Raw genomic sequence first — 21013 nt, forward strand, 5'->3', positions numbered from 1 at the left:
ATCGCGCATGAAACGCCGAAACGGACTGGTCCGGGACCTCGCGCAAAACCATCAACTCCTCGTCATGTTCCTGCCCGTCGCGACGCTGCTGTTTTTGTTTTGCTACCTGCCGCTGTCCGGCCTGATCATCCCGTTCAAGGACTTCGACTTCCAGAAAGGCATCTTCGGGAGCGACTGGATGCACCCGCTGTTCAACAACTTCGACTACCTGCTGTCCTCCGACGCCGCCTTCCGCGCGGTCCGCAACACGATCTTGCTGAACGTGCTCTTTATCGCAGTCGGACTGGTCTTCGAGGTCGGCTTCGCGCTCATGCTGAACGAGCTGCGGAACAAATATTTCAAGCGCGTCACGCAATCGCTCACCTTCCTCCCGTTTTTTATCTCCTGGATCGTCGTCGGGGTGTTCACGTACAACCTGCTCAACTACGAGACGGGCGCGGTCAACCGGTTCCTCGAATGGATCGGCGCGGGGCCCGTCGACTTCTACAGCGAAGCGGGCTTGTGGCCGCTCATCCTGACCATCGCGATCCGGTGGAAAGTGACGGGCTACGGCACGATCATCTACCTGGCCGCTCTCACCTCCATCGATAACTCGTATTATGAAGCCGCTTCGATCGACGGCGCCTCGCGATGGCAGCAGATCCGTTACATCAGCCTGCCGATGCTGAGACCCACCGTCGTCATCCTGACGCTGCTCGCGATCGGACGGATCATGAACGCGGACTTCGGGATGTTCTACGCCATGGTCGGCGACGCGACGCTGCTCTTCCCGACGACCGACGTCATCGACACGCTCGTCTACCGCAGTCTTCGCCAATCCGGCGATATCGGCATGGCCTCCGCGGCCGGCTTCCTCCAGTCCGTCGTCGCTTTCGTGCTCGTGCTGTCCAGCAACTACGCCGCCCGCAGGATCGACAGAGACTCGGCGATTTTCTGATCCCGGTCCGACCGTCAGCTACGCGTGCAACTACTACCGCAATTTAGGCAAGGAGGCTGATACCGATGCTTACCCGAAGATTTTCGCTCAGTCAGGCGGCGATCGGCACGATCGTCCTGCTGTTCAGCCTGGCGTGCCTGTTCCCCTTCATCATGGTCGTCTCCGGCTCGCTCAGCACCGAGAACGACATCGTCAACTACGGCTACGCGCTCATTCCGCGCCATGTCACGCTGAGCTCCTACAAGATCCTGCTGCTCGGCTCGAGCCGGATCGTCGACGCTTATATCATCAGCATTCTCGTCACGGTTATCGGTACCGCGCTGTCCATCATCGTGAACGGCATGGGCGGATACGTCATGGCGAGGCGATCTTTCAAATACCGCAACGTACTGTCCATCTACGTCATCATCACGATGCTGTTCAGCGGGGGGCTCGTGCCCTGGTACATCATTTGCGTCCGGTATCTTGATCTGAAGGACACGCTGTGGGCGATGATTCTGCCGCCGCTCGCGAACGCCTTCAATATGTTCCTGGTCCGCAACTTCATGATGGCGATCCCGGAGGACCTGTACGAATCGGCGAAAATGGACGGCGCCAGCGAATACCGGATTTTCTTCCGCCTCATCGCGCCGCTGTCCGTGCCGGTGCTCGCCACCGTCGGCTTGTTCGTCGCCCTTGGCTACTGGAACGACTGGTTCCTCGGGCTGATGTTCATCGACAAGCAGGAGCTTCAGCCGCTCCAGCTGCTGCTGCGGACGCTGGTCTCCAACGTCGAGTTCCTGAAGAGTTCCAGCAACGCCGCAGCCATGCAGCAGATCTCGGCGACGATCCCGTCCGAATCGATCAAGATGGCGCTCACCGTCATCACGATCGGGCCGATTATCTTCCTGTATCCGTTCGTCCAACGCTACTTCGTGAAGGGCCTCATGGTAGGCGCAGTTAAAGGTTGACTATACCGGCTTCCGCCGTGATAGTATATATCTCACAATTAAGGGGAGAGGTTCACATGCGCAAGGGGAAATCGACTACCGCGGTACTCGCCGGCGTCATGCTGCTCGGCGCGATGCTGTCGGCCTGCGGAGGCAATAACAACAACGGCACGGCAAGTCCGTCGGGTACGGCGACGGCAGGCTCGAGCTCAAGCGCCAGCGGAGCGGCGAGTCCAAGCTCTACGGCAAAGGCGGAGGACGAGGTCACGCTCAAGTTCTACTTCGGAGGCGACAAAAAGGCGGCTACCGACGAGGTATGGTCCAAGATCAGCGACTATGTCAAAGACAAGGGCCTGAACGTCAAGTTCGACATCAACTTCATCCCGTTCAACGACTTCAAGGATAAGATGCTCGTCATGGCGGCTTCCGGCGACAACTGGGACCTGAACTTCGACGGCGACTGGCTGTCCTACAACCAGATGGCGGCCAAAGGCTCCTATATGGCGCTGAACGACCTGCTGCCGCAGTATGCGCCGAACCTGTACAAGAAATACGAGGAGCAGGGCACCCTCTCCGCGGCGACGATCGACGGCAATATCGTCGGCCTGCCGTGGACGATGAAGATGAACCAGCGGCAGTTCGTCACCTGGCGCTCGGATCTGACCGAGAAGGCGGGCATCAACGTCGCCAAGGACTCGGTCAAGACGCTCGAGGATACGGAAAACCTGCTGCGCGAGCTGCGCAAAGCGTACCCGAACATGAAGCTTAATCGTACGGGGCCGCTGACGCTGATCAAGATCCGCGAAGAGTGGATCGATCTGAACCAACATGGACTAGGCTACTATCTGAGCGATCCGGCGATGAAGATCCAGCCGATCGAGCAGCAGCCGTTCTACAAAGAAGCCGCGGTCAAGGCGCGCCAATGGTACGACGAGAAGCTGATCAACCGCGACGCGATGATCGACAAGACGGACGGCGCGGCCGAATGGCGCAACGGCAAAGCGGTGTTCACGCTCACCTCGCACGAATGGGTCAACGCCGATCCTGGCTTCTCCGATCCGTCGTTTAAGCTGGATTCGTCGCTCATCTATCCGGACAAGAAACAGGTGAACCGCACGCCGCTCGCCAACGTCGCCGCGATCAACCGCAACTCTAAGCATCCGGACCGCGTGCTGCGCTTCCTCGACATGATCGAGACGGACCGCACGCTGTACGATCTGGTGCAATACGGCATCGAGGGCAAGACGTACAAGCTCGACGGCGATACGGCCGTCTATCCCGACGGCATGAGCACGACGACGAGCAACTATATGGAGTGGGGCGGCCAATGGGCGTTCTGGAAGCCGCAGTTCATGCGTCCGACGTCGACCTATCCGAAGGATTTCTGGCTGCACGAGGCGGAGTTCGCCAGCGAGCCGATCAACGTCAACTCTCCGCTCGACGGCCTGTTCGTGTCCGAGGAGCCGATGAAGAACGAGCTGGCCAAGCGCGACCAGGCGATCGAGGAGTTCAACAAGCCGATCGAATTCGGTACGGTGAAGGATCCGGAAAAAGCGGTCGACGACTATATCGAAAAGCAAAAGAAAAACGGCCTCGACAAGATTATCGCGGAAACGCAAAAACAGGTCGACGCCTTCCTCGCAGCCAAGAAGTAATACGCATATGAACGGCGGGAGCCCGCCTCGAACTCATCATAGCTGTCGATGATTCGCGAGGGGGCTTCCTTTTCTTTTGTCCAAAACAGGCATTGGAGGGGTAAAATAATGCGATTGGATACGAAAAAAGCATGGCGGACATGGGTATCTGGCTTGATAGCCGTCCTGCTGCTGATCGGCAGCTGGCCGGGGCAGTCGCCTGCTCGGGCGAGCGCGGCCGAGGTTTTGGCTGGGAATGAAAGCGTTAGCATTGAGCTTGGGACCGTGCCGGCGGAGCATGGAATAGCTGCCAGACCCGGAGACGGGGCGCCGGAAGGACTCGTCACGGGCGAGTCTGGCGGCCGCGCGTACTGGCAAACCAACCGGTCCGCGGACGACGAGAGCAAACGAATCCTGTATTTTTACATGAACGTTGAAGATGGCTATTCCGTAAACATGGCGGCGTACGACGTCGAGGTGACGGTCGATTATTACGACGCGGGCAACGGCAAGCTCGTGCTGCAGTATGACGCGCAGGGCCAAGACAACGGCTTCAAGGATGCGCCGCTCCTTAGCTACGGCGATACGGGTGCATGGAAGTCGCACACGTTCAAGCTGAACGATGCCAACTTCGCGAACCGGACGGGCGGCGCGGACTTCCGTCTCGGCATCGAAGGCGGCGGCGCGAGCTGGCAGACCAATGCGGAGCTGAAGCTCGCGCGGGTCGTCGTGACCAAGACGCTGAAGGCGACCGCATCCGACGAGGCGAGCATCGCCCTCGGAGAGACGGCTGTCGAGCGCGGCATCGCGGGCCGGGGCGGGGATAACGAATCCGGTCTCGTGAAGGGCGCGCTGGACGGCAAGGGCTACTGGAAAACGAATCGCGGCGCGCCGGGCGACCGCACGCTTTACTTGTACATGAACGTAGACGATGCCTATTTGTATGACAATGCGGACAAGGACGTTTATGTGACCGTGGAATACTTGGACCAGGGCAGCGGCAGCTTCGTGCTTCAGTACGATGCGCTCTCGGCTGCGTTCAAGGATTCGCCGCTATTCACGTACGGTAACAGCGGGCAATGGAAAACGAAGACGTTTAAGCTGATCGACGCCAAGTTCGCCAACCGGACGAACGGCTCGGACTTCCGCATCGGCATCAGCGGCGGCGGCAATCCGGAAAACAATCCGGATCTTACCGTGGCGCGCGTGTCGGTGAAAAAAGTCGCGCGCACGTCGACGGCGACGCAGACGAAGGTGTACGATACGCAGTTCGCCACGGATGACGTCGCGATCGCGGACTTCAGCGTGCTCGACTTCGGCGCGCAGGCCGACGGTACGAGCGACGATACCGCCGCGTTTCAGGCGGCGCTCGATGCGGCCGGCGGCAACGGAGGCGGCGTCGTGTTCGCGCCGGCAGGCACCTACCGGCTGAATGGCCATCTGAACGTGCCGACCGGGGTAACGCTGCGCGGCGACTGGATGAGTCCGGGCGAGGCGGGCGGCCTCGTGAAGGGAACCGTTCTGGCGACGTACGGCGGACGGGGGCAGGCTGACGGCGAGAGCTTCATCCAGCTGCAGCCGGTGAGCGGCGTCACGAATCTGTCGGTGTGGTATCCCGAGCAGTCGCTCTCGGATCCTGCGGCGTACCCTTGGACGTTCGAGCAGCTGCCGGGCGACAGCGCGACGATGGAGAACATCACGCTGGTCAACAGCTACGGCGGCATCAAGATCGGACCGGAGTGGAACGAGCTTCACTACGTGAAAAATCTGTATGGCACCGTGCTTCATACCGGTATCTTCCTCGACTTTACGACCGATATCGGAAGGCTCGAGGGTATTCGGTTGTCGCCTTCTTACTGGGCGGCGTCGGGGCTTGCGGGCGCGCCGGACGCCGGGCAGCTGCGCGCCTACACGACGACGCATGCCGAAGGCATCGTGATGGGCCGTTCCGACTGGGAATACATGTCGGACATCCGCTTGTCGGGCTTCGATAACGGCATGCGGGTGACGACGCGCACCGGCTCCGCCGAGACGGCGAACGCGCAGCTGTACGACGTTCATGTGAGCGACAGCCGGATCGGACTAAAGATCGAGGGCGTCAACGATTACGGATTGCTTGTGACGCGCAGCAGCTTTGCGGCGGGCGTCGGCGAGTCTCCGGCCGCGATCTATGCGACCGCGGGCTTCCACTCGATCGCGCAGTTTCAGGACGTGCAAGTCGACGGCAGCGGCGGCAACGCGGTCGTCAGCGAGGGCAGCGGCGTGCTGTCGTTCGAAAATGCGGCGTTCGCAGGCTGGGACGAAGCGTCCGGCCGCTATGCGGTCGAGCTGGGCGGCGGATCGCTGATCCTAGGCCAGTCGAGCTTCGCCAAGGCGGCAAACCAGGTGAAGCTGACTGGCGCCGTACAATCGCTGAACGCGGTGAACTCGGGCCTGGACGGCAGTCTGCAGGTGACTGACGAGAGTCAGGCGGCAGAGGTTAACGTCACGCAGAACGCCAATTATGCGCTGGAGCGGCTGCCGGACGAGATCGCGACGGACGCCGTGGAAAGACCAAAACCGGCCAACCGGCAGCTGTTCGACGCCACCGTGGCGCCGTATTTGGCAGACCGGGGCGGTGTCGTGGATGCATCGGCCGCGATCCAACAGGCGCTCGACGCGGCGGGCGACGCAGGCGGCGGCACCGTATACTTGCCTGCGGGCATTTACCGCGTCGATTCGCCGATCTCGGTGCCAGGGGGCGTCGAGCTGCGCGGCTCCTGGGACGTGCCGCATCATACGATCGGCGGCGGGACCGTGCTGTTCACCCGCTACGGACAAGGCGCGCCGGAGGGCGCGACCGCGCTGATCACGCTGGCGGCTTCGTCGGGCGTGCGCGGATTGTCCGTCTACTATGACGAGCAGGACTGGAACAACGTCAAGCCGTACGCCTGGACGATTCGCGGCGAAGGGCACGGGGTTTACGCGATCGATACGACCTTGATCAACGCCTATCAGGGCATCGACTTCGGCACTTACGATACGAGCGGCCATTATATCGATTACGTGGCGGGTTCTCCGCTCATGGAAGGCATCTATCTCGGCGGCGGGGCCGAGGGCGGCATCATGCGCAACGTGCAGTTCAACCCGCATTACTACGGTCGCAACAACTACCCGAATCATCCGTCCACGGACGCCGATTTCGACAAAGTCTGGAGCTATCAAAAGGAGCATCTGGACGCGTTCCGCATCGGACATGTCGCGAGGGAAACCATTTTCAACACGTTCGTCTACGGTTCGCAGTACGGCATCCACTTCGCTGCGGAGAGCGGCGGAGGTCCGGTCGCGACCGTGCTCGGGCACGGCACGGACGGCAGCAAGAAGGGCGTGTACCTGGAGGGCGCAGGCGAAGGGGGGCTGACGTTCGTCAATACGGAGCTGGTATCGATGAGCTCCACGGACAAAGTTTACATCACCCTCGAGGACGGCTTTGAAGCTGAAGCGCGGTTTTTCAACACCTCGATGTGGGGCGATACTTCGCGCTCGGTCGATATCCGCTCGGGACGGCTGCGGATGCAGCAGAGCAATTTTACGACGGTCGGAGAAAAGGGGATCAACGCGCTCGGCGGCGACGTCGCGCTGTACGATTCGTACTTCCAACAGCCGCGAACGACGCATGTGTACGCCGGACCTGACATCGAGCGAATGACGATCACGAACAATCTGTTCAAGGGCGGTCTACAGCTCGTCAACGAGGCGGGCGTCAAGGTCGGCGGCTCGAACCTCGTGCCGGTCGCGCTGCGCCTGGAGAAGACCGGGCTCGATACCGCGCACAAGGAGCGGACGAACGCTCGGCTCGTGCTGGCCAATGCAACCGATGCGGAGGCGCTGTCCGGCAAGATCGAGCTGGTGCAGCCCTCGGCGTATGCGGGACTGCTGAAGCCGATTCGGTTTGCGGGCATCGCCTATGGGGAAAGCGTCGAGATCGACCTGCCGTACCTGGCGGCCGCTTCGCTGAAGTTCAAGGTGACGCTGGACGACGGCAGAACGTATCTGTCCTCGGTAAAGCTCGGGCAGACGATCGCCGGGCCGGTCGCTGCGGGGGAAGCGGAAGCAGAGGCGGATGCGCCTCGCATCGATCTGTCCGCGCAGGACGAATACGCCGGCGGCGGATGGTCCGGTGCGGCCGATCTGAGTGCCGATGCCGGCGTCGCTTGGGATAGCGACAAGCTGTACTTTGACATTGTTGTCCGCGACGATATCCACGACCAGTCCTTCGGGGGCGTCGATATTTGGCAGGGAGACAGCATCCAGCTCGGCATCGACCTGAATCGCGGAGCGGGCGCGGGGAGCAAGCAAGTGAGCGAACTCGGCTTTGCTCTGCGCGATGACGGCAGCGTCGTCAAGTGGCGCTGGAAGGCGCCGGAAGGCTTGCAGACCGGCACGCTCGGCGCGGGCGTCGAGGCAACGGTGACCCGTGACGAGGAAGCCGGCGTGACGCGGTATGCGATCGCGATTCCGCTGGATCAGCTGCATGGCGCGGGCTATGACTTCAACCCGCAGGAAACGCTCGGATTCACGCTGCTCATGAACGAGAACGACGGCAGCGGCCGCGAAGGCTACATGGAATACAACCAGGGCATCGGCGCGAGCAAGGACTTCACGCTGTTCGGCGACCTGTACTTGCTGGACGGAAGCTTCCTCGATTGGTCGCTGTCCTCGGCCCAGGCGGCCGTCGCTGCGGCGAAGCTGGAGAAGACCGATACGTCGATCGATGCGGCGCGCAACTTTGTGGTCCTGCTGCCCGACGGCGCGGATAAGGCGGCGCTTGCGGGGGAGCTGGATGCGCTGGAGGAAGGCGGCGGGGAGCCGACGCCATCGCCGTCTCCGACGTCTACGCCAACTCCGACGCCGGTGCAGAACGGGCCGGCGCCTACGCCGACACCGATGCCTGTAGCCGGAACGTTCACGCTTACGCCTGTAGCCTCGCTTGATTCGGCGAGCGGTCTCGTCCGTGCATCGGTCGGCGATGCAGCGCTTGCTGAGGCCTATGCCAAGGAAGGCGTTAAAACCGTTAAGATCGTATTGTCCTCGGTCGCGGGGGCGAACGGTTACGCGGTCGAATTGCCTGCGGGCGCGCTTGCCGGCGGCGGAGCCGACCGCCGGCTGGAGTTGTCCACGCCGCTTGGCACAGTTGCAGTGACAGGCGATATGCTGAGCGATGTGGGATCGAAGGGAGTCGTGGGAGGAAAGGTGACGTTGGTCTTGCAGGTAGCCGATAAGAAGGCTTGGAGCGAAGCGTCGAGGGAGCTCGTCGGCGAACATCCGGCCATTGACGTGTCCTTGATGTCGGGCGGCGTCCCGATCGATTGGCGCAATGGCGAGTCGCCGGCCGTTATCTCCGTGCCTTACTCGCCGGACGCGAACGAAGCGGACCATCCCGAAAAGCTGACGATCCGCTATATCGACGCGCAGGGGATGGCGCATCCGATCGTCAGCGGGCGTTATGACGCGAAACGCGGCGTCGTGACCTTCCGGACGACGCATTTCAGCCAGTACGCGGTAGCCTTCGTCGACCGGCGCTTCGCCGATCTCGGCCAGACGCCGTGGGCGCGCGATGCCGTCGAGGCGCTGGCTGCCCGCGGCATCGTGGAGGGCCGCGACGACGTCAGTTACGACCCGGGCGCGCCGGTTAGCCGGGCCGACTTCCTGCTCCTGCTCGTGCGGATGCTCGAGCTGAATGCGAACACGGGCGGCGCGGACTCGGGCTTCGCGGACGTGCAGGCAGGTCAGAATGATGGGGCTGCCAAGTTTGCGGACGTGGCAGCAGATGCGTACTATGCCGACGCCGTTCGCGTCGGCGTGGCGCTCGGCATCGCCGGCGGCTCCGGCGACGGCCGGTTCCGGCCAGGCAAGGCGATCAGCCGCCAGGAAGCGGCGGCGTTGGTCGCCCGCGCGCTGCGCAGCGCAGGCGCGGGGCTGCCCGAGGGCGACGCCGCGGCGCTTGCGGCGTTCGCCGACGCATCCGCAGCGGGCGCGTACGCGCGGCCGGATCTCGCGGCGCTCGTCGGCGCCAGGCTGCTGCAGGGCGCCGGCGGCAAGCTGCGGCCGCAGGGCCAGCTGACCCGCGCGGAGGCGGCGGTTCTGTTGTACCGCGTATACGAACGCGGACGATAAAAAGGGAGGGGTGTCGCCTCTCGTCCAGCAGGCGATGCCCCAAAGTCCAAGCGTGGTAGGCCAATCGCCAATCGTATAGCAGGCGATGGTTCAAAGTCCAAGCGTGGTAGGCCAATCGCCTCTCCTAGAGCAGGCGATGGACCCGATTCGGCTCACGCCGAACCAATCGCCTCTCCTGGAGCAGGCGATGCGCCTGATTTGGCTTGCACCAAGCCAATCGCCTCTCCTGGAGCAGGCGATGCCCCGAATCTCGCGCACGCCAATCCAAACGCCTCTCGTAGTGGAGGCGATGGTCCCGACCCGGCTCGCGCCAAGCCAATCGCATCCCCTAGCTTGCGATTCGCCAAATCCGCTGCTCCAAACGCAAAAAGACGCTCCCGCTCCGGCAATTTGCCGGAAGAAGGAGCGTCTCTTTTTCAACCTACGACACCGCTCAGCGCGAAGCCGCCGTCTCGGGCACCGTGCCCATCGGCTCGAGCAGCGCCGTTCTCCAGCTCAAGTACGCCGCGTGCGCTTCGCCGCCGTCGAGCAGCGCCTTGCAGGCGTATAGCCCCTGTTCGACCGACTCGGCTTTGCCCGCCAGCTGCAGCCGGACGGCGCCGTTGAACAGCGCCTGGTTCGTGTACGCCAGATCGGCATCGCCCCGCAGCACCGCCTCCGCGACGGCCAGCTGATCGGCCGGCGTCCATGTCCGCTCCGGTGGCTCGGCCTCGATGCCGTACGTCTCGGGATCGAAGATTTGCAGGCGGAACTCGCCGTTTTCCACCAGATAAGCCCGGGTCGGGCGATTAATGTACAAATCCTCGGAACCCTCCGCTCCCTGCACGATGAGCGCCTGCTCATAGCCGAGCTTGATGAACAGCCTCGCGAGCCTGTCGAACACGGTGTTATGGTAGACGCCGAACACGATGCGCGGCGAGGCGGCGAGGTCCAGCAGCTTTTCCGCGCTGTTGAGCACCGTTCGCATGCCGAGCTCCTCGCGAATCTGGCGAAGCCGGCCCAGCGGCGGGCACCATTGCTCGGTCGACGCGAAAAACACGCCGGACCGCTCGAAGGCGCGCAGCGTCCGCTCGGGCGTCAAGTCGGCCGCCGCAATGCCGACGGACTCGACGATGTCCTGCAGCGTGATGCCCCATTTGGGCGGGAGGGAGGCGGTGCCGTGCAGCGCGTTCGGCAGGCCGGCGGCCGCGAGCAGGAAGGCCGTGGGAAACGTCGCGTAAAAGGACGTTTTTCGACCGTCGTAAGGCCCTGCGCAATCCAGGCCGATGCCGAGTCCCTCGGCGCGACGGGCATGCTTGCGCGATACCCGGACGAACGCTTCGAGCTCGTCTACGCTTTCCATCTTAATGCGTTCCGCGATAAAAAAGGCGCCGGTCTGCGCCTGCGTCGCTTCTTGCGTCAGGATGGCTTCCGCCGCCAGGACGGCTTCGTCGTAGGTTAGATCGCGGGCGCCGCGCTTGCCGCGGGCGACTTCCTTGAGCAGCTGGATCATCGCTTCGTCCTCCCTTGTTTTTGCTCTTGCAGCAGGTTGTAAACATTGACGATGGAGGCCGCGACGTCGACCAGCCGCTTGCGTTCGTTCATCGCTTGCTTGCGCAAAATGTCGTAAGCCTCGGTCTCCGTAATGTTTTTCACTTCGCACAGGATGCCCTTGGCCATGTCGATCCACTTGCGCTCTTCGATCTTGGCGAGCAGCTGCCGGCGTTCGAGATGCCATTGCTGGCGCTCGAAGCATTGCTTGGCCCCGAACTGCAGCGTCCAATGAATCTCGGTCGGCAGCATCGATGCGCTGAGCACGCCGTCGGCCATCACGCCGTCCTCGCAGGCTTCGACGGACAGCGTCGCGGTCGCTTCGCTGCACCACCACAGGATCGGCACGACCTTCCAATCGAGAACGCTTCGGCTCCACGCTTCGATTTCCGGGATGGGCAAATCGAGGATCAAGGCGTCGGCTTCCGCGATGCGCTGGCGCGCCTGTTCTTCCCCCCGCGCCGTCGCTACGGTATAACCGGCCGCACGCATGACCGACTCCGGAAGCTGATGCTTGGAAGCAACGGCTTCGAGCCGTTCGGCGGCTGTCAGATGGTTATGAACAACGAGCAATGAACGCATCGACGCCCTCCTCTCCAATCGGTTCGCCCTTCTTAATGAAGGCGACACTTTTTCTCCGTTACTTTTTATAACACAAAAGAAAGCGGAGTGTCGAGCGAAAAGATATTTCATTTTTTCGTGTTATATATATTGACATGACTTTGATTTCATAATATATTCGGGTTAATCAATCGCGAATACAATGGCGTATTCGGGTGAAGCGGCAATGGTGCCTGCTTTCGTATCATGGGAGATTATCGTTTCCCGTGCTGCGAGGCAGGCTTTTTGAGTTTCTAACGAAATATCCGAAACGGGGGAGACGCGAACATGGCGGACAAAAAGAAACTGGTGATGATCGGCAACGGAATGGCGGGCGTGCGGGCATTGGAGCACCTGTTGAAGCTGGCCCCTGAGTTGTACGAGATCACGATCTTCGGCGCCGAGCCCTATCCGAATTATAATCGCATCATGCTGTCGTCCGTGCTGGCCGGCGGCACGGAGCTTAAGGATATCGTCATTAACGACTGGGACTGGTATTCGGAAAACCGCATCACGCTGCATGTCGGGCATACGGTGAACCGGATCGATACGGATGCGCGCAAAGTATATTCGGATCAAGGCGCGGAAGCCGCTTACGACACGCTCATCATGGCGACGGGATCGCGGCCGTTCATGCTGCCGCTGCCGGGTGCCGACAAAGAAGGCGTCATCGGCTTCCGCGACATCGCGGACTGCGAGACGATGTTCGAAGCGTCGCGATCGTACAAGAACGCCGTCGTCATCGGCGGCGGCCTGCTCGGCCTTGAAGCGGCGCGCGGCCTGCTGAACCTCGGCATGAACGTATCGGTCGTCCACATCAGCCCGAATCTGATGAATCGGCAGTTGGATGAACCGGCATCGAAGATGCTGCAGAAGGAATTGGAAGCGCAAGGGATGAAGTTCTTGCTCCGCAAGCAGTCCGAGCTGATCTACGGCAAAAAGCGCGTGAAGGGCCTTCGCTTCACGGACGGCAGCGAAGTGGAAGCGGACCTGATCGTCATGGCCGTCGGCATCAAGCCGAACGTGTCGCTCGCGAAGTCTGCCGGACTCGCGGTCAACCGGGGTATCGTCGTTAATGATTACATGGAGACGAACGTGCCGAACGTCTATGCCGTCGGGGAATGCGCGGAGCACAGAGGTATCGCATACGGACTTGTCGCGCCGCTGTACGATCAGGGCGCGGTGCTGGCGAAAAGGCTGGCGGGCGTAGATACGGCCGGCTACGAAGGATCGATGACCTCGACCAAGCTTAAGGTATCGGGCGTCGACGTGTTCTCGGCCGGCCAGTACGAGGAGACGCCGGGCACGCGCGCGCTGCGTTACCAGGACGAACTGGACGGCGTTTACAAGAAAATCGTGATTCAGGACGACAAGCTCGTCGGCGCCGTGCTTTTCGGGGACACGACCGACGGCGCATCCCTGTTTTCGATCATGAAAAAGGGCGAGTCGATCAAAGGCAAGGAAAAAGAGCTGCTGCTCGGCTTCGCTCCCGGCGGCGGCGCCGTTTCTCCGGCAAGTCGGCTTGAAAGCATGGCCGACGACGAGATCGTCTGCGGCTGCAACGGCGTCTCCAAGGGCTCGATCAAGGACGCGATCGAGACGAAGGGCTGCGCCACGGTCGGCGAGATCAAAGCGTGCAACAAAGCGACCGGGTCCTGCGGCGGCTGCAAGCCGCTCGTCGAAGGATTGCTCAGCCTCTATGCGGGAGAACGCGCCGGCGAAGCCGTCAAAGAGGGCATCTGCGGCTGCACCTCCCTGGACCGCGACGAGATCGTCGCCGGGCTCCGTCGCCTTGAGCCGGCAACGGTCAAAGAAGCGATGGTCGCGCTCGAATGGAAGCAGCCGGAAGGGTGCACGAAGTGCCGGCCTTCCTTGAACTACTATATGGGCATGCTGTGGCCCGAGCGCTACAAGGACGAGAAGGAATCCCGCTTCACCAACGAGCGCTATCACGCCAACATTCAAAAGGATGGCACCTATTCGGTCGTGCCGCGGATCTACGGCGGCGTCACCACGCCAACGGAGCTGAAGAAAATCGCGGAGGTCGCGGAGAAGTACGACGTTCCGCTGGTCAAGTTCACGGGCGGACAGCGGCTCGACCTCTTTGGCGTCAAGAAGGAAGACCTGCCGAGCATGTGGGAGGATCTCGATATGCCGTCGGGCCACGCTTACGGTAAAATGCTGCGCACCGTCAAAACTTGCGTCGGCAATACGTTTTGCCGGTTCGGCACGCAGGACGCCATCGGAATGGGCATCCGGCTCGAAAAGGAGTTCGAGCGGATGAACGCGCCGGCCAAGGTGAAATTCGCCGTATCCGGCTGCCCCCGCAACTGCGCCGAGGCGACGATCAAGGATTACGGCATCGTCGCGATCGACGGCGGCTGGGAGCTGCACGTCGGCGGCAACGGCGGCGTGCATGTCCGGGCGACCGACCTGCTGTGCGTCGTGAAGACGGAGGACGAAGTCGTCGAGTGGGGCGGCGCGTTCCTTCAATATTATAGAGAAAACGCGACGTGGGGCGAGCGGACTTCCGTGTGGGTGGAACGCGTCGGCGTGGAAGCCATCAAGGCCGTGCTGGAGGATCCGGAGGAACGCAAAGCGCTTCACGGACGAATCAAGACCTCGCTCAGCTACATCAACGATCCTTGGAAAGAGATCATCCAGGACAAAGAGCTGCGCAAAAACTTCGAAGCGCTCGCGGTGCCCGCGCCGCTGAACTAAGGACTGGGAGGCGGAGAACATGACAAAAATGCTGGTCGCACACGTTGCCGATATCGATGCCAAAGGGTCTCGTACGTACCGCCACGAAGAGCTGGAGATCGCCATCTTCAAATTGTCCGACGGTCAGATCCGCGCCGTCGAGAATCGCTGCCCGCACAAAGGCGGCAAGCTGTCGGAGGGAATGGTGTGCGGTACCGCGATCCATTGTCCGCTGCACGACTGGAAGATCGATCTAAAGACGGGAAAAGTGTATGAGCCGGACGAAGGGTGCGTGACGTCCTACGAGACCGAGGTAGATGCCGCAGGCTCGATCTATATCACCATTTAGACCATTTTCGCAGCAGGGAGATGAGCGCATGGATTTCGTTAAACCGAAGGATGTATTGAAGGCGATGATCGAGGGCGGCGCCGCCAAGGCGGAGATGAGCGCTTCGCAGATGCTGGTTCGGGGTTTTCTTGGCGGAGCGATCCTCGCCTTCGCCACGACGCTGGCGTATACGGCCGTCGCGCAGACGAAGATCGGGATGGCGGGCGCCGTCATCTTCCCGGTAGGCTTCGTCATGATCGTCCTGCTGGGCCTGGAGCTCGTGACCGGCAGCTTCGCGCTCATCCCCCTAAGCGTGCTGCAAAAGAAAACGACCATAGGCAAGATGCTCAAAAATTATGGCTGGGTCATCGCGGGACATCTGATCGGGTGCTTCGTCTATGCCGTTCTGTACGATCTGACGACGACAAAGATGGGCTCCGACATGGCGAGCCCGCTGGCCCAGACGCTGATCACCGCGGCGGAAACGAAAACGATAGGCTACAAGCATATGGGCGCGGACGGGATCGTCCTTGTCGTCATAAAGGCGATTCTTTGCAACTGGATGGTGACGCTCGGCGTCGTCATGGCGATGACCTCGACTTCGACGCTTGGCAAGATCGTCGCGATGTGGCTGCCGATCGTGACGTTTTTCGGGCAAGGCTTCGAGCACGCGGTCGTCAACATGTTCGTCATTCCGGCGGGCATGCTGCTTGGCGCGGACGTCAGCTTCGGGGACTGGTGGCTGTGGAACCAGATTCCCGTTCTGATCGGCAACTTCGTCGGCGGCGCCGTGTTTACGGGCATTCTTTTCTACCTGTCGCAAAAGGGAATCGGACTGCCGGCCGGGACGCTGTCCGCGCTGGATTCGCCCAAGACGCTGCACGCGGAGCGGCGCGCATGAGGCCCGCGCCGGTTTACCTCGTCGGCGCCGGTCCGGGCGACCCGGAGCTCGTCACCCTGAAGGCGATTCGCCGCATCCGGGAAGCGGACGTCATCCTGTACGATCGCTTGGTGAGCGAGGAGCTGCTTGATTATGCCAAGCCGGGCGCCACGCTGCTCTACTGCGGCAAAAGCCCGGGGCAGCACGCGATGCCTCAGCGGGAGATCGAAGCGCTTCTGATCGAGCATGCGCTCGGCGGCCGGACGGTCGTCCGGCTTAAGGGCGGCGATCCGCTCGTGTTCGGCAGGGGAGGCGAGGAGGCGCTCGCGCTCGCGGAGCACGGCATTCCCTGCGAGATCGTGCCCGGGGTCACGTCGGCGATCGGCGCCGCGGCTTCGAGCCGGATCCCGCTCACGCATCGCGACCTGGCCGCTTCGTTCGCCGTCGTCACGGGCAATCGCTGCCGGGAGGACGCGGCTCCGATTCGCTGGGACCTTCTGGCGCATGGCGTCGACACGCTTGTCGTATACATGGGCATCGGACGGCTAGAAGAGATCCGGGCGGAGCTGCTCCGCCACGGCAAACCGCCTTCGACGCCGGTCGCCCTGATCGAACGGGGCACGACCGACCGGCAGCGCGTCGTCACGGGGGAGCTTCTGCATATTCACAAGCTCGCCGAGGCGATGAAAATCGGCAATCCCGCGCTGATCGTGATCGGCGAAGTGGTGCTGGTGCGGGAACAGCTCCTGCTGCTGGAGGCGCAGGCAAGGCTCGCGATCGGGTAGAGAGCTGCGCTTATGCGGCGGCGAATCATTTATATAGAAGTAAAGCAGTTGAGCGAACGAAGCGCGCCGAGCGCTTCGTTTTTCTGTTTATGCGAGAGTCTCGAATCGGATAAGATCGCCGACTTAAGTTTGTCATCGTCTCATTAAGCGCTGCGTACAGGTGAAGTAGAATGAGGCTTGCATGGGGCTAACTGAAGGAGGCGAGCGAGTTAATGGCGAAAATCACCGGCGTAACGTGCATACGGACGAGGAAAAACGGAACCTGGACTATCGTGAAGGTGACGACGGACCAGGATGGCCTGTACGGCTTGGGCTCGGCGACCGATCTCTTCAATCCGGAAGCGGTCGTGCAGATCGTCGATCAGCTGCTGGGACCGCTGCTGATCGGCCGGGATGCGGCCAACATCGAGGACCTGTGGCAGCTCATGCACCATAGCGGCTATTGGCGCAGCGGCGCGTTGCTCAACACCGCGATCGGCGGCATCGACATGGCGCTCTGGGATATTAAAGGCAAGGAAGCAGGACTCCCCGTGTACCAGCTGCTCGGCGGAGCCGCCCGATCCGCCGTCGCTTGCTATGGCCACGCGGGAGGCAGGGACGCCGCGGAGCTCAAGGAGGACGTCGCCCGCTTTATCGAGGAAGGCTATACGGTGCTGCGCGTTCAGATGGGCGGCTACGGCGGAGGCGGCTTCGTCGGCGCGGATCGCGCCAACGTTCCCCGGGGCGCCGATATCCGCGGCCATGTATTCGACGAGCACCTGTACGCGAACGCCATCCCCGCCATGTTCGAGTCGCTCAGAATCGCATTCGGAGACGATGTCCAGTTTACGCACGACGTGCACGAGCATTTGTCTCCGATTCATGCGGTGCGTCTGGCGCGGCGGCTCGAGCCGTACGGCCTGTTTTTCCTCGAAGACGCGCTTCCGCCGGATCAGGCCGGCTGGTACCGACAGCTTCGGCAGCAATGCGCGACCCCGCAGGCCGTTGGCGAGCTGTTCACGAATCCGCAGGAGTGGGTGCCGCTCATTTCGGAGCGTCTGATCGACTTCATTCGCGTCCGCGTATCCAAAGCCGGCGGCATCAGCGCGTGCCGCAAGATCGCGGCGCTGGCCGAAGCGTTCGGCGTGCGCACCGCCTGGCAGGAGGGCGGGGAGAACGATCCCGTCAACCAGGCGGCCGCCGTGCATCTGGACATGGCGATCTGGAACTTCGGCATTCAGGAGGTGAATCACTTCCGGCCGGAGGAATTGGAGGCATTTCCCGGACATATCGAACGAGTCGGCGGTTATCTGTATCCGTCGGCCAAGCCCGGGCTGGGCATCGACATCGACGAGGCGATGGTCGCTGCGCTGACGGGCGACGGGTGGTCGCGCCAAAGCTATCATTCGCCGTACACGCTGGACCGCAAAGCCGACGGCACGATCGTTCGGCCATGAGAGAGGAGCGAATTCGCATGCGCACGATCGCGGTTACCGGAGGCAGCGGGAAGCTGGGGCGATATGTCATCGAGGAGCTGCGCCGGCAAGGCTATCAAGTCGTGTCGCTTGACCACCGCATGGCCGAAGGGCTTCCCTGCCGGCAGATCCGCGTGGACATGAGCGATCTCGGACAAGTGGCGGGTGGATTAAAGGGGGCGGATGCGATCATTCATCTGGCGGCGATCCCGGCGCCGGTCGGATATCCGCACCATACGATTTTTGCGAACAACGTACTGGGGAGCTTTAATGTGCTTGAGGCTGCGGACTTGCTCGGCATCCGGCGCATCGTGATGGGGTCGAGCACGTCCTGCTATGGATTCGCTTGGGCTTCCAAGCCCTTTGCGCCTGCATTCCTGCCCGTTGACGAAACGCATCCGCATCTTCCCCAGGAGGGCTACGGGCTGTCCAAGACCGTGGGAGAATTATCGGCTGCCATGTTCGCGCGCAGAAGCGGCCTGGAAATCGCGAACCTGCGCTTCTCGCTGATCGCGGCGCCCGAAGAGTACGAGAGAATGGCGGAGGATGCGCGTCATCCCGAGCGACTCGTCAAAATTTTGTGGAGCTACATCGATATTCGGGATGCGGCAACCGCGTGCGCGGCTGCGTTAACGGCGCCGCTGGAAGGCGGGTCGATATCGCTGAACATCACGGGTGACGAAGCGCTGAGCGAAAGGGATACGGCTGCCTTGATCGCCGAGTATTACCCGGAAGTGACGGACATTCGCGCGGATTTCCGCGGGACGGCGCCGTTATTCGCCAACGCGCTCGCCAAGGAGACGCTGAATTGGCGTCCGGTTCACAAGTGGCGTTGAGTGAGGAATGCATGAATAAATTTCAAAAAGCATCGGTACGAGCGTCGGGATCTGAGGCGCTGGCGTCGATGTTTTTTGCGTTCGGCGGGATTGACCGGCAGGTTTTCATTCGATATAGTAAAAGAACTAACTTAGTAAATTACTAATTTACTAAATCAGAAGTGAGGGCTATCCGTTGAAAATCCCGACATCGCTCAAGCACAAACCTGTCATCGTCTCGGAAAACTACGAAAACGTGGACGGCCGATACGCCGGCCATACGGACGCCAAGGGCCTCTCGCTCGGCCTCGCGCAGTGGAACGACCGCGGCAAGGTCGATATCTCGGCGAAGGTATGGCGATATACGGGGGAAAAGTGGTCCCGCCAATCGGAGGAGCTGCCGCTTCACCGCGTGCTCGATCTTGCGATATTGGTGGCGCGCAGCCTCGGACATTTTCGCGAAGCATACCGGTACGAAGAGTTGTACGATCCGGACAACCCGGTCATAGATCGAATCGGTCTGCAGGGAGACGCGATGACGGTGGCGGTATGCACGGACAACGAACGCATCCGCGAGGATATCAAACTGTTCGGGGCCGCGCTTGAAGGAGACGGCGAGCTGATCGGCGAACGGCTGAAGACGCTGGCGGTCATTTTGAAGGAGATGGGGTATTGACGATGGACAAACAGCGCAAAAAGCAGTTGTCAGAAGCCTACGCGCAATCTTTTCGCGCGATGGGCGTCTATCAGATCCGCAACGCGGAAAACGGAAAGGTGCTCGTGCGCTCCTCGATGGATCTGGACGGCGCCCGCAACCGGTTTGAATTCATGAGGCAAATGAACAACAACACGCTGCCGGAGCTGAAGGCGGACTGGGATCGTTACGGGGGGAAGGTTTTCGAGTTTTCGGAGCTGGATCGGATCAAGCCGAAGGAAGAGACGGTAACCGACCGCGCCGAGCTGAAAAAATACCAGGAAGAGGTGGATGCCCTCGCCGAGCTGTGGGTCGAAAAGCTGCAGCCGTTCGGGGAACGCGGATATAACAGACCGCAGAGCTAACGCGGGTATGAAAAAACGCGGGCTTAGATCAGCCCGCGTCTCTTGAACTTACGTACGGAATACCTGATCGTGAAGGAGGTCGAGCGCTTGCTCGATCTCCTTCAGCTTTTCGTCGGATAAAGTCCCGATGCGCCCCTCGAGCTGCGACAGCATATGGCCGAAAATGCCGTTCATCAGCTGCTGGCCCTTTTCCGAGAGACGAATGAGCTGCTTTCTCCGATCGTCCGCGTCCGCCACTTTTTCGCAAAGCCCTTTTTGCATCAGCTTCTTGATCTCGCGGCTCGTATTGGGCAAGGACATATGAATGCAGTCGCCGATGCTGCTGAGCGTGACGGGCTGGCTGACCGCGACATATTCGAGCATCTTATATTGAACGGGCGTAACGTCTTCAAGCTTCGCGCCTTTAGTGAAAGCATGCGTCGTCTGATGGACGGACGTTATAAAATCGAAAAATTTTAAAAACAGAACCTGTTTGTCCATACGATCACCTCGTACGCTTTACGATATCAAAATCATTATCAAATAAAAATGATCATTTGACAACTAATTGGCGTCGTGCTATTTTATAGTTATCATATGATAATTATTTAGGAGGCGCGGCCATGAAGCTGCTCGTCATCTACGCCCATCCGAATCATCGAAGCTTGAATTACGCGTTTTTACAGGAGATCGTACGCGGGAGCGGAGAGAATGCCGCGATCGAGGAGATCGAGGTGCTCGATTTGTATGCGGAGGGCTTCGACCCGGTGCTCGTATTCAACGAGGAAAAGAGGAGAAGGGACATGCACGCCGACCCCGAGCTCAAGCGATACCGGGCGCAGATCAAGCGGGCCGACAAGCTCGTCTTCGTCTATCCGATCTGGTGGGGGAGGCCGCCCGCGATGCTGCTCGGCTTTATCGACCGGATGTTCGCTTCGGGGTTCGCCTATCGGGACAATGGCAAAATGCTGCCGGAAGGCTTACTGAAGGGCAAGACCGCCGTATGCGTGTCGACGATGAAGGGGCCTGCCGCGTATATGCCGCTCTGGCTGTACAACGCGCACAAGACGCTCATGCGCAAGGCGCTGCTGCGGTACGTCGGCTTCGGCAAGGTGAAGTTTTTCGAGTTCGGCAGCATGGAAAGCCCGCGGGGCAAGCAGAAGGAGAAGCTGGAGAAGGTTTACCGCTACTTCAGGACGATGACCGCCTGACAGAGGCTGACCGCGC

16 protein-coding genes are annotated in these 21013 nt (G+C 61.1%); 13 read left to right on the forward strand and 3 right to left on the reverse strand.

The features are described 5' to 3' along the window. Positions 1-7: 7 nt before the first annotated feature. From BM235_RS30395 to BM235_RS30410, 4 genes are all read left to right on the forward strand, one after another. Positions 8-937, forward strand: coding sequence for an ABC transporter permease (locus tag BM235_RS30395; RefSeq protein ID WP_090118017.1), 930 nt, complete (start codon positions 8-10; stop codon positions 935-937). Positions 938-1002: 65 nt separating this feature from the next. Next, positions 1003-1887: a carbohydrate ABC transporter permease gene (locus tag BM235_RS30400; RefSeq protein WP_090118018.1), complete on the forward strand. Its 885-nt coding sequence runs from the start codon at positions 1003-1005 to the stop codon at positions 1885-1887. A gap of 56 nt (positions 1888-1943) precedes the next feature. Continuing rightward, positions 1944-3521, forward strand: coding sequence for an extracellular solute-binding protein (locus BM235_RS30405; RefSeq protein ID WP_255374672.1), 1578 nt, complete (start codon positions 1944-1946; stop codon positions 3519-3521). 108 nt (positions 3522-3629) lie between these two features. Next, a complete protein-coding gene (locus BM235_RS30410) occupies positions 3630-9656 on the forward strand; it encodes an S-layer homology domain-containing protein (protein ID WP_090118019.1) in 6027 nt (2008 codons plus the stop codon). Positions 9657-10089: 433 nt separating this feature from the next. Here the strand turns inward: BM235_RS30410 and BM235_RS30415 are convergent, their stop codons facing one another. Continuing rightward, positions 10090-11148 (reverse strand): anthranilate phosphoribosyltransferase, encoded by a 1059-nt coding sequence (locus BM235_RS30415; RefSeq protein ID WP_090118020.1) that lies wholly within the window; start codon positions 11146-11148, stop codon positions 10090-10092. Next, positions 11145-11768: an ANTAR domain-containing response regulator gene (locus BM235_RS30420; protein ID WP_090118021.1), complete on the reverse strand. Its 624-nt coding sequence runs from the start codon at positions 11766-11768 to the stop codon at positions 11145-11147. The genes BM235_RS30415 and BM235_RS30420 overlap by 4 nt, the downstream gene beginning before the upstream one ends. Positions 11769-12074: 306 nt before the next feature. Between BM235_RS30420 and nirB the strand changes: the two genes are divergently transcribed. The 8 genes from nirB to BM235_RS30460 all read left to right on the forward strand — a co-directional run bounded on the left by nirB (position 12075) and on the right by BM235_RS30460 (position 19807). Beyond that, positions 12075-14507, forward strand: coding sequence for a nitrite reductase large subunit NirB (gene nirB / locus BM235_RS30425; RefSeq protein WP_090118022.1), 2433 nt, complete (start codon positions 12075-12077; stop codon positions 14505-14507). A gap of 19 nt (positions 14508-14526) precedes the next feature. After that, the gene (gene nirD, locus BM235_RS30430) at positions 14527-14835 is read left to right on the forward strand and encodes a nitrite reductase small subunit NirD (RefSeq protein ID WP_090118023.1); all 309 of its coding nucleotides are present in this window, start codon (positions 14527-14529) and stop codon (positions 14833-14835) included. A 28-nt stretch (positions 14836-14863) separates the two neighbouring features. Beyond that, positions 14864-15715 carry a formate/nitrite transporter family protein gene (locus BM235_RS30435; RefSeq protein ID WP_090118024.1) on the forward strand — a complete coding sequence of 284 codons (852 nt, stop codon included), beginning with the start codon at positions 14864-14866 and terminating at the stop codon, positions 15713-15715. After that, positions 15712-16479: a uroporphyrinogen-III C-methyltransferase gene (gene cobA / locus BM235_RS30440; RefSeq protein WP_090118025.1), complete on the forward strand. Its 768-nt coding sequence runs from the start codon at positions 15712-15714 to the stop codon at positions 16477-16479. The genes BM235_RS30435 and cobA overlap by 4 nt, the downstream gene beginning before the upstream one ends. A gap of 212 nt (positions 16480-16691) precedes the next feature. Beyond that, the gene (locus BM235_RS30445) at positions 16692-17915 is read left to right on the forward strand and encodes an enolase C-terminal domain-like protein (RefSeq protein ID WP_090118026.1); all 1224 of its coding nucleotides are present in this window, start codon (positions 16692-16694) and stop codon (positions 17913-17915) included. Between the two features lie 17 nt (positions 17916-17932). After that, positions 17933-18769: an NAD-dependent epimerase/dehydratase family protein gene (locus tag BM235_RS30450; RefSeq protein ID WP_090118027.1), complete on the forward strand. Its 837-nt coding sequence runs from the start codon at positions 17933-17935 to the stop codon at positions 18767-18769. 175 nt (positions 18770-18944) lie between these two features. Beyond that, complete coding sequence (locus BM235_RS30455; protein WP_090118028.1) at positions 18945-19424, forward strand: DUF6530 family protein; 480 nt, start codon at positions 18945-18947, stop codon at positions 19422-19424. Positions 19425-19426: 2 nt separating this feature from the next. Then, entirely contained in the window at positions 19427-19807 is a 381-nt protein-coding gene (locus BM235_RS30460) for a GIY-YIG nuclease family protein (protein WP_090118029.1), read from the forward strand. Between the two features lie 48 nt (positions 19808-19855). Here the strand turns inward: BM235_RS30460 and BM235_RS30465 are convergent, their stop codons facing one another. Beyond that, on the reverse strand, positions 19856-20287 hold the full coding sequence (locus BM235_RS30465) for a MarR family winged helix-turn-helix transcriptional regulator (RefSeq protein WP_090118030.1): 432 nt from the start codon (positions 20285-20287) through the stop codon (positions 19856-19858). Between the two features lie 122 nt (positions 20288-20409). On the opposite strand from BM235_RS30465, the gene BM235_RS30470 reads away from it, so the two are divergent. Next, a complete protein-coding gene (locus BM235_RS30470) occupies positions 20410-20997 on the forward strand; it encodes an NAD(P)H-dependent oxidoreductase (RefSeq protein ID WP_090118031.1) in 588 nt (195 codons plus the stop codon). Positions 20998-21013: the final 16 nt, after the last annotated feature.

It is taken from the genome of Cohnella sp. OV330 (assembly GCF_900112065.1).
Classification (GTDB): Bacteria; Bacillota; Bacilli; order Paenibacillales; family Paenibacillaceae; genus Cohnella.

Excerpts from the sequence above, each read along its gene's own strand:
- BM235_RS30445 (WP_090118026.1), top strand. The coding sequence starts at position 16,692 with ATGGCGAAAATCACCGGCGTAACGTGCATACGGACGAGGAAAAACGGA.
- BM235_RS30415 (WP_090118020.1), bottom strand. The coding sequence starts at position 11,148 with ATGATCCAGCTGCTCAAGGAAGTCGCCCGCGGCAAGCGCGGCGCCCGC.
- BM235_RS30465 (WP_090118030.1), bottom strand. The coding sequence starts at position 20,287 with ATGGACAAACAGGTTCTGTTTTTAAAATTTTTCGATTTTATAACGTCC.
- BM235_RS30435 (WP_090118024.1), top strand. The coding sequence starts at position 14,864 with ATGGATTTCGTTAAACCGAAGGATGTATTGAAGGCGATGATCGAGGGC.
- nirD (WP_090118023.1), top strand. The coding sequence starts at position 14,527 with ATGACAAAAATGCTGGTCGCACACGTTGCCGATATCGATGCCAAAGGG.
- nirB (WP_090118022.1), top strand. The coding sequence starts at position 12,075 with ATGGCGGACAAAAAGAAACTGGTGATGATCGGCAACGGAATGGCGGGC.
- cobA (WP_090118025.1), top strand. The coding sequence starts at position 15,712 with ATGAGGCCCGCGCCGGTTTACCTCGTCGGCGCCGGTCCGGGCGACCCG.
- BM235_RS30450 (WP_090118027.1), top strand. The coding sequence starts at position 17,933 with ATGCGCACGATCGCGGTTACCGGAGGCAGCGGGAAGCTGGGGCGATAT.
- BM235_RS30420 (WP_090118021.1), bottom strand. The coding sequence starts at position 11,768 with ATGCGTTCATTGCTCGTTGTTCATAACCATCTGACAGCCGCCGAACGG.
- BM235_RS30405 (WP_255374672.1), top strand. The coding sequence starts at position 1,944 with ATGCGCAAGGGGAAATCGACTACCGCGGTACTCGCCGGCGTCATGCTG.
- BM235_RS30395 (WP_090118017.1), top strand. The coding sequence starts at position 8 with ATGAAACGCCGAAACGGACTGGTCCGGGACCTCGCGCAAAACCATCAA.
- BM235_RS30410 (WP_090118019.1), top strand. The coding sequence starts at position 3,630 with ATGCGATTGGATACGAAAAAAGCATGGCGGACATGGGTATCTGGCTTG.
- BM235_RS30470 (WP_090118031.1), top strand. The coding sequence starts at position 20,410 with ATGAAGCTGCTCGTCATCTACGCCCATCCGAATCATCGAAGCTTGAAT.
- BM235_RS30400 (WP_090118018.1), top strand. The coding sequence starts at position 1,003 with ATGCTTACCCGAAGATTTTCGCTCAGTCAGGCGGCGATCGGCACGATC.
- BM235_RS30460 (WP_090118029.1), top strand. The coding sequence starts at position 19,427 with ATGGACAAACAGCGCAAAAAGCAGTTGTCAGAAGCCTACGCGCAATCT.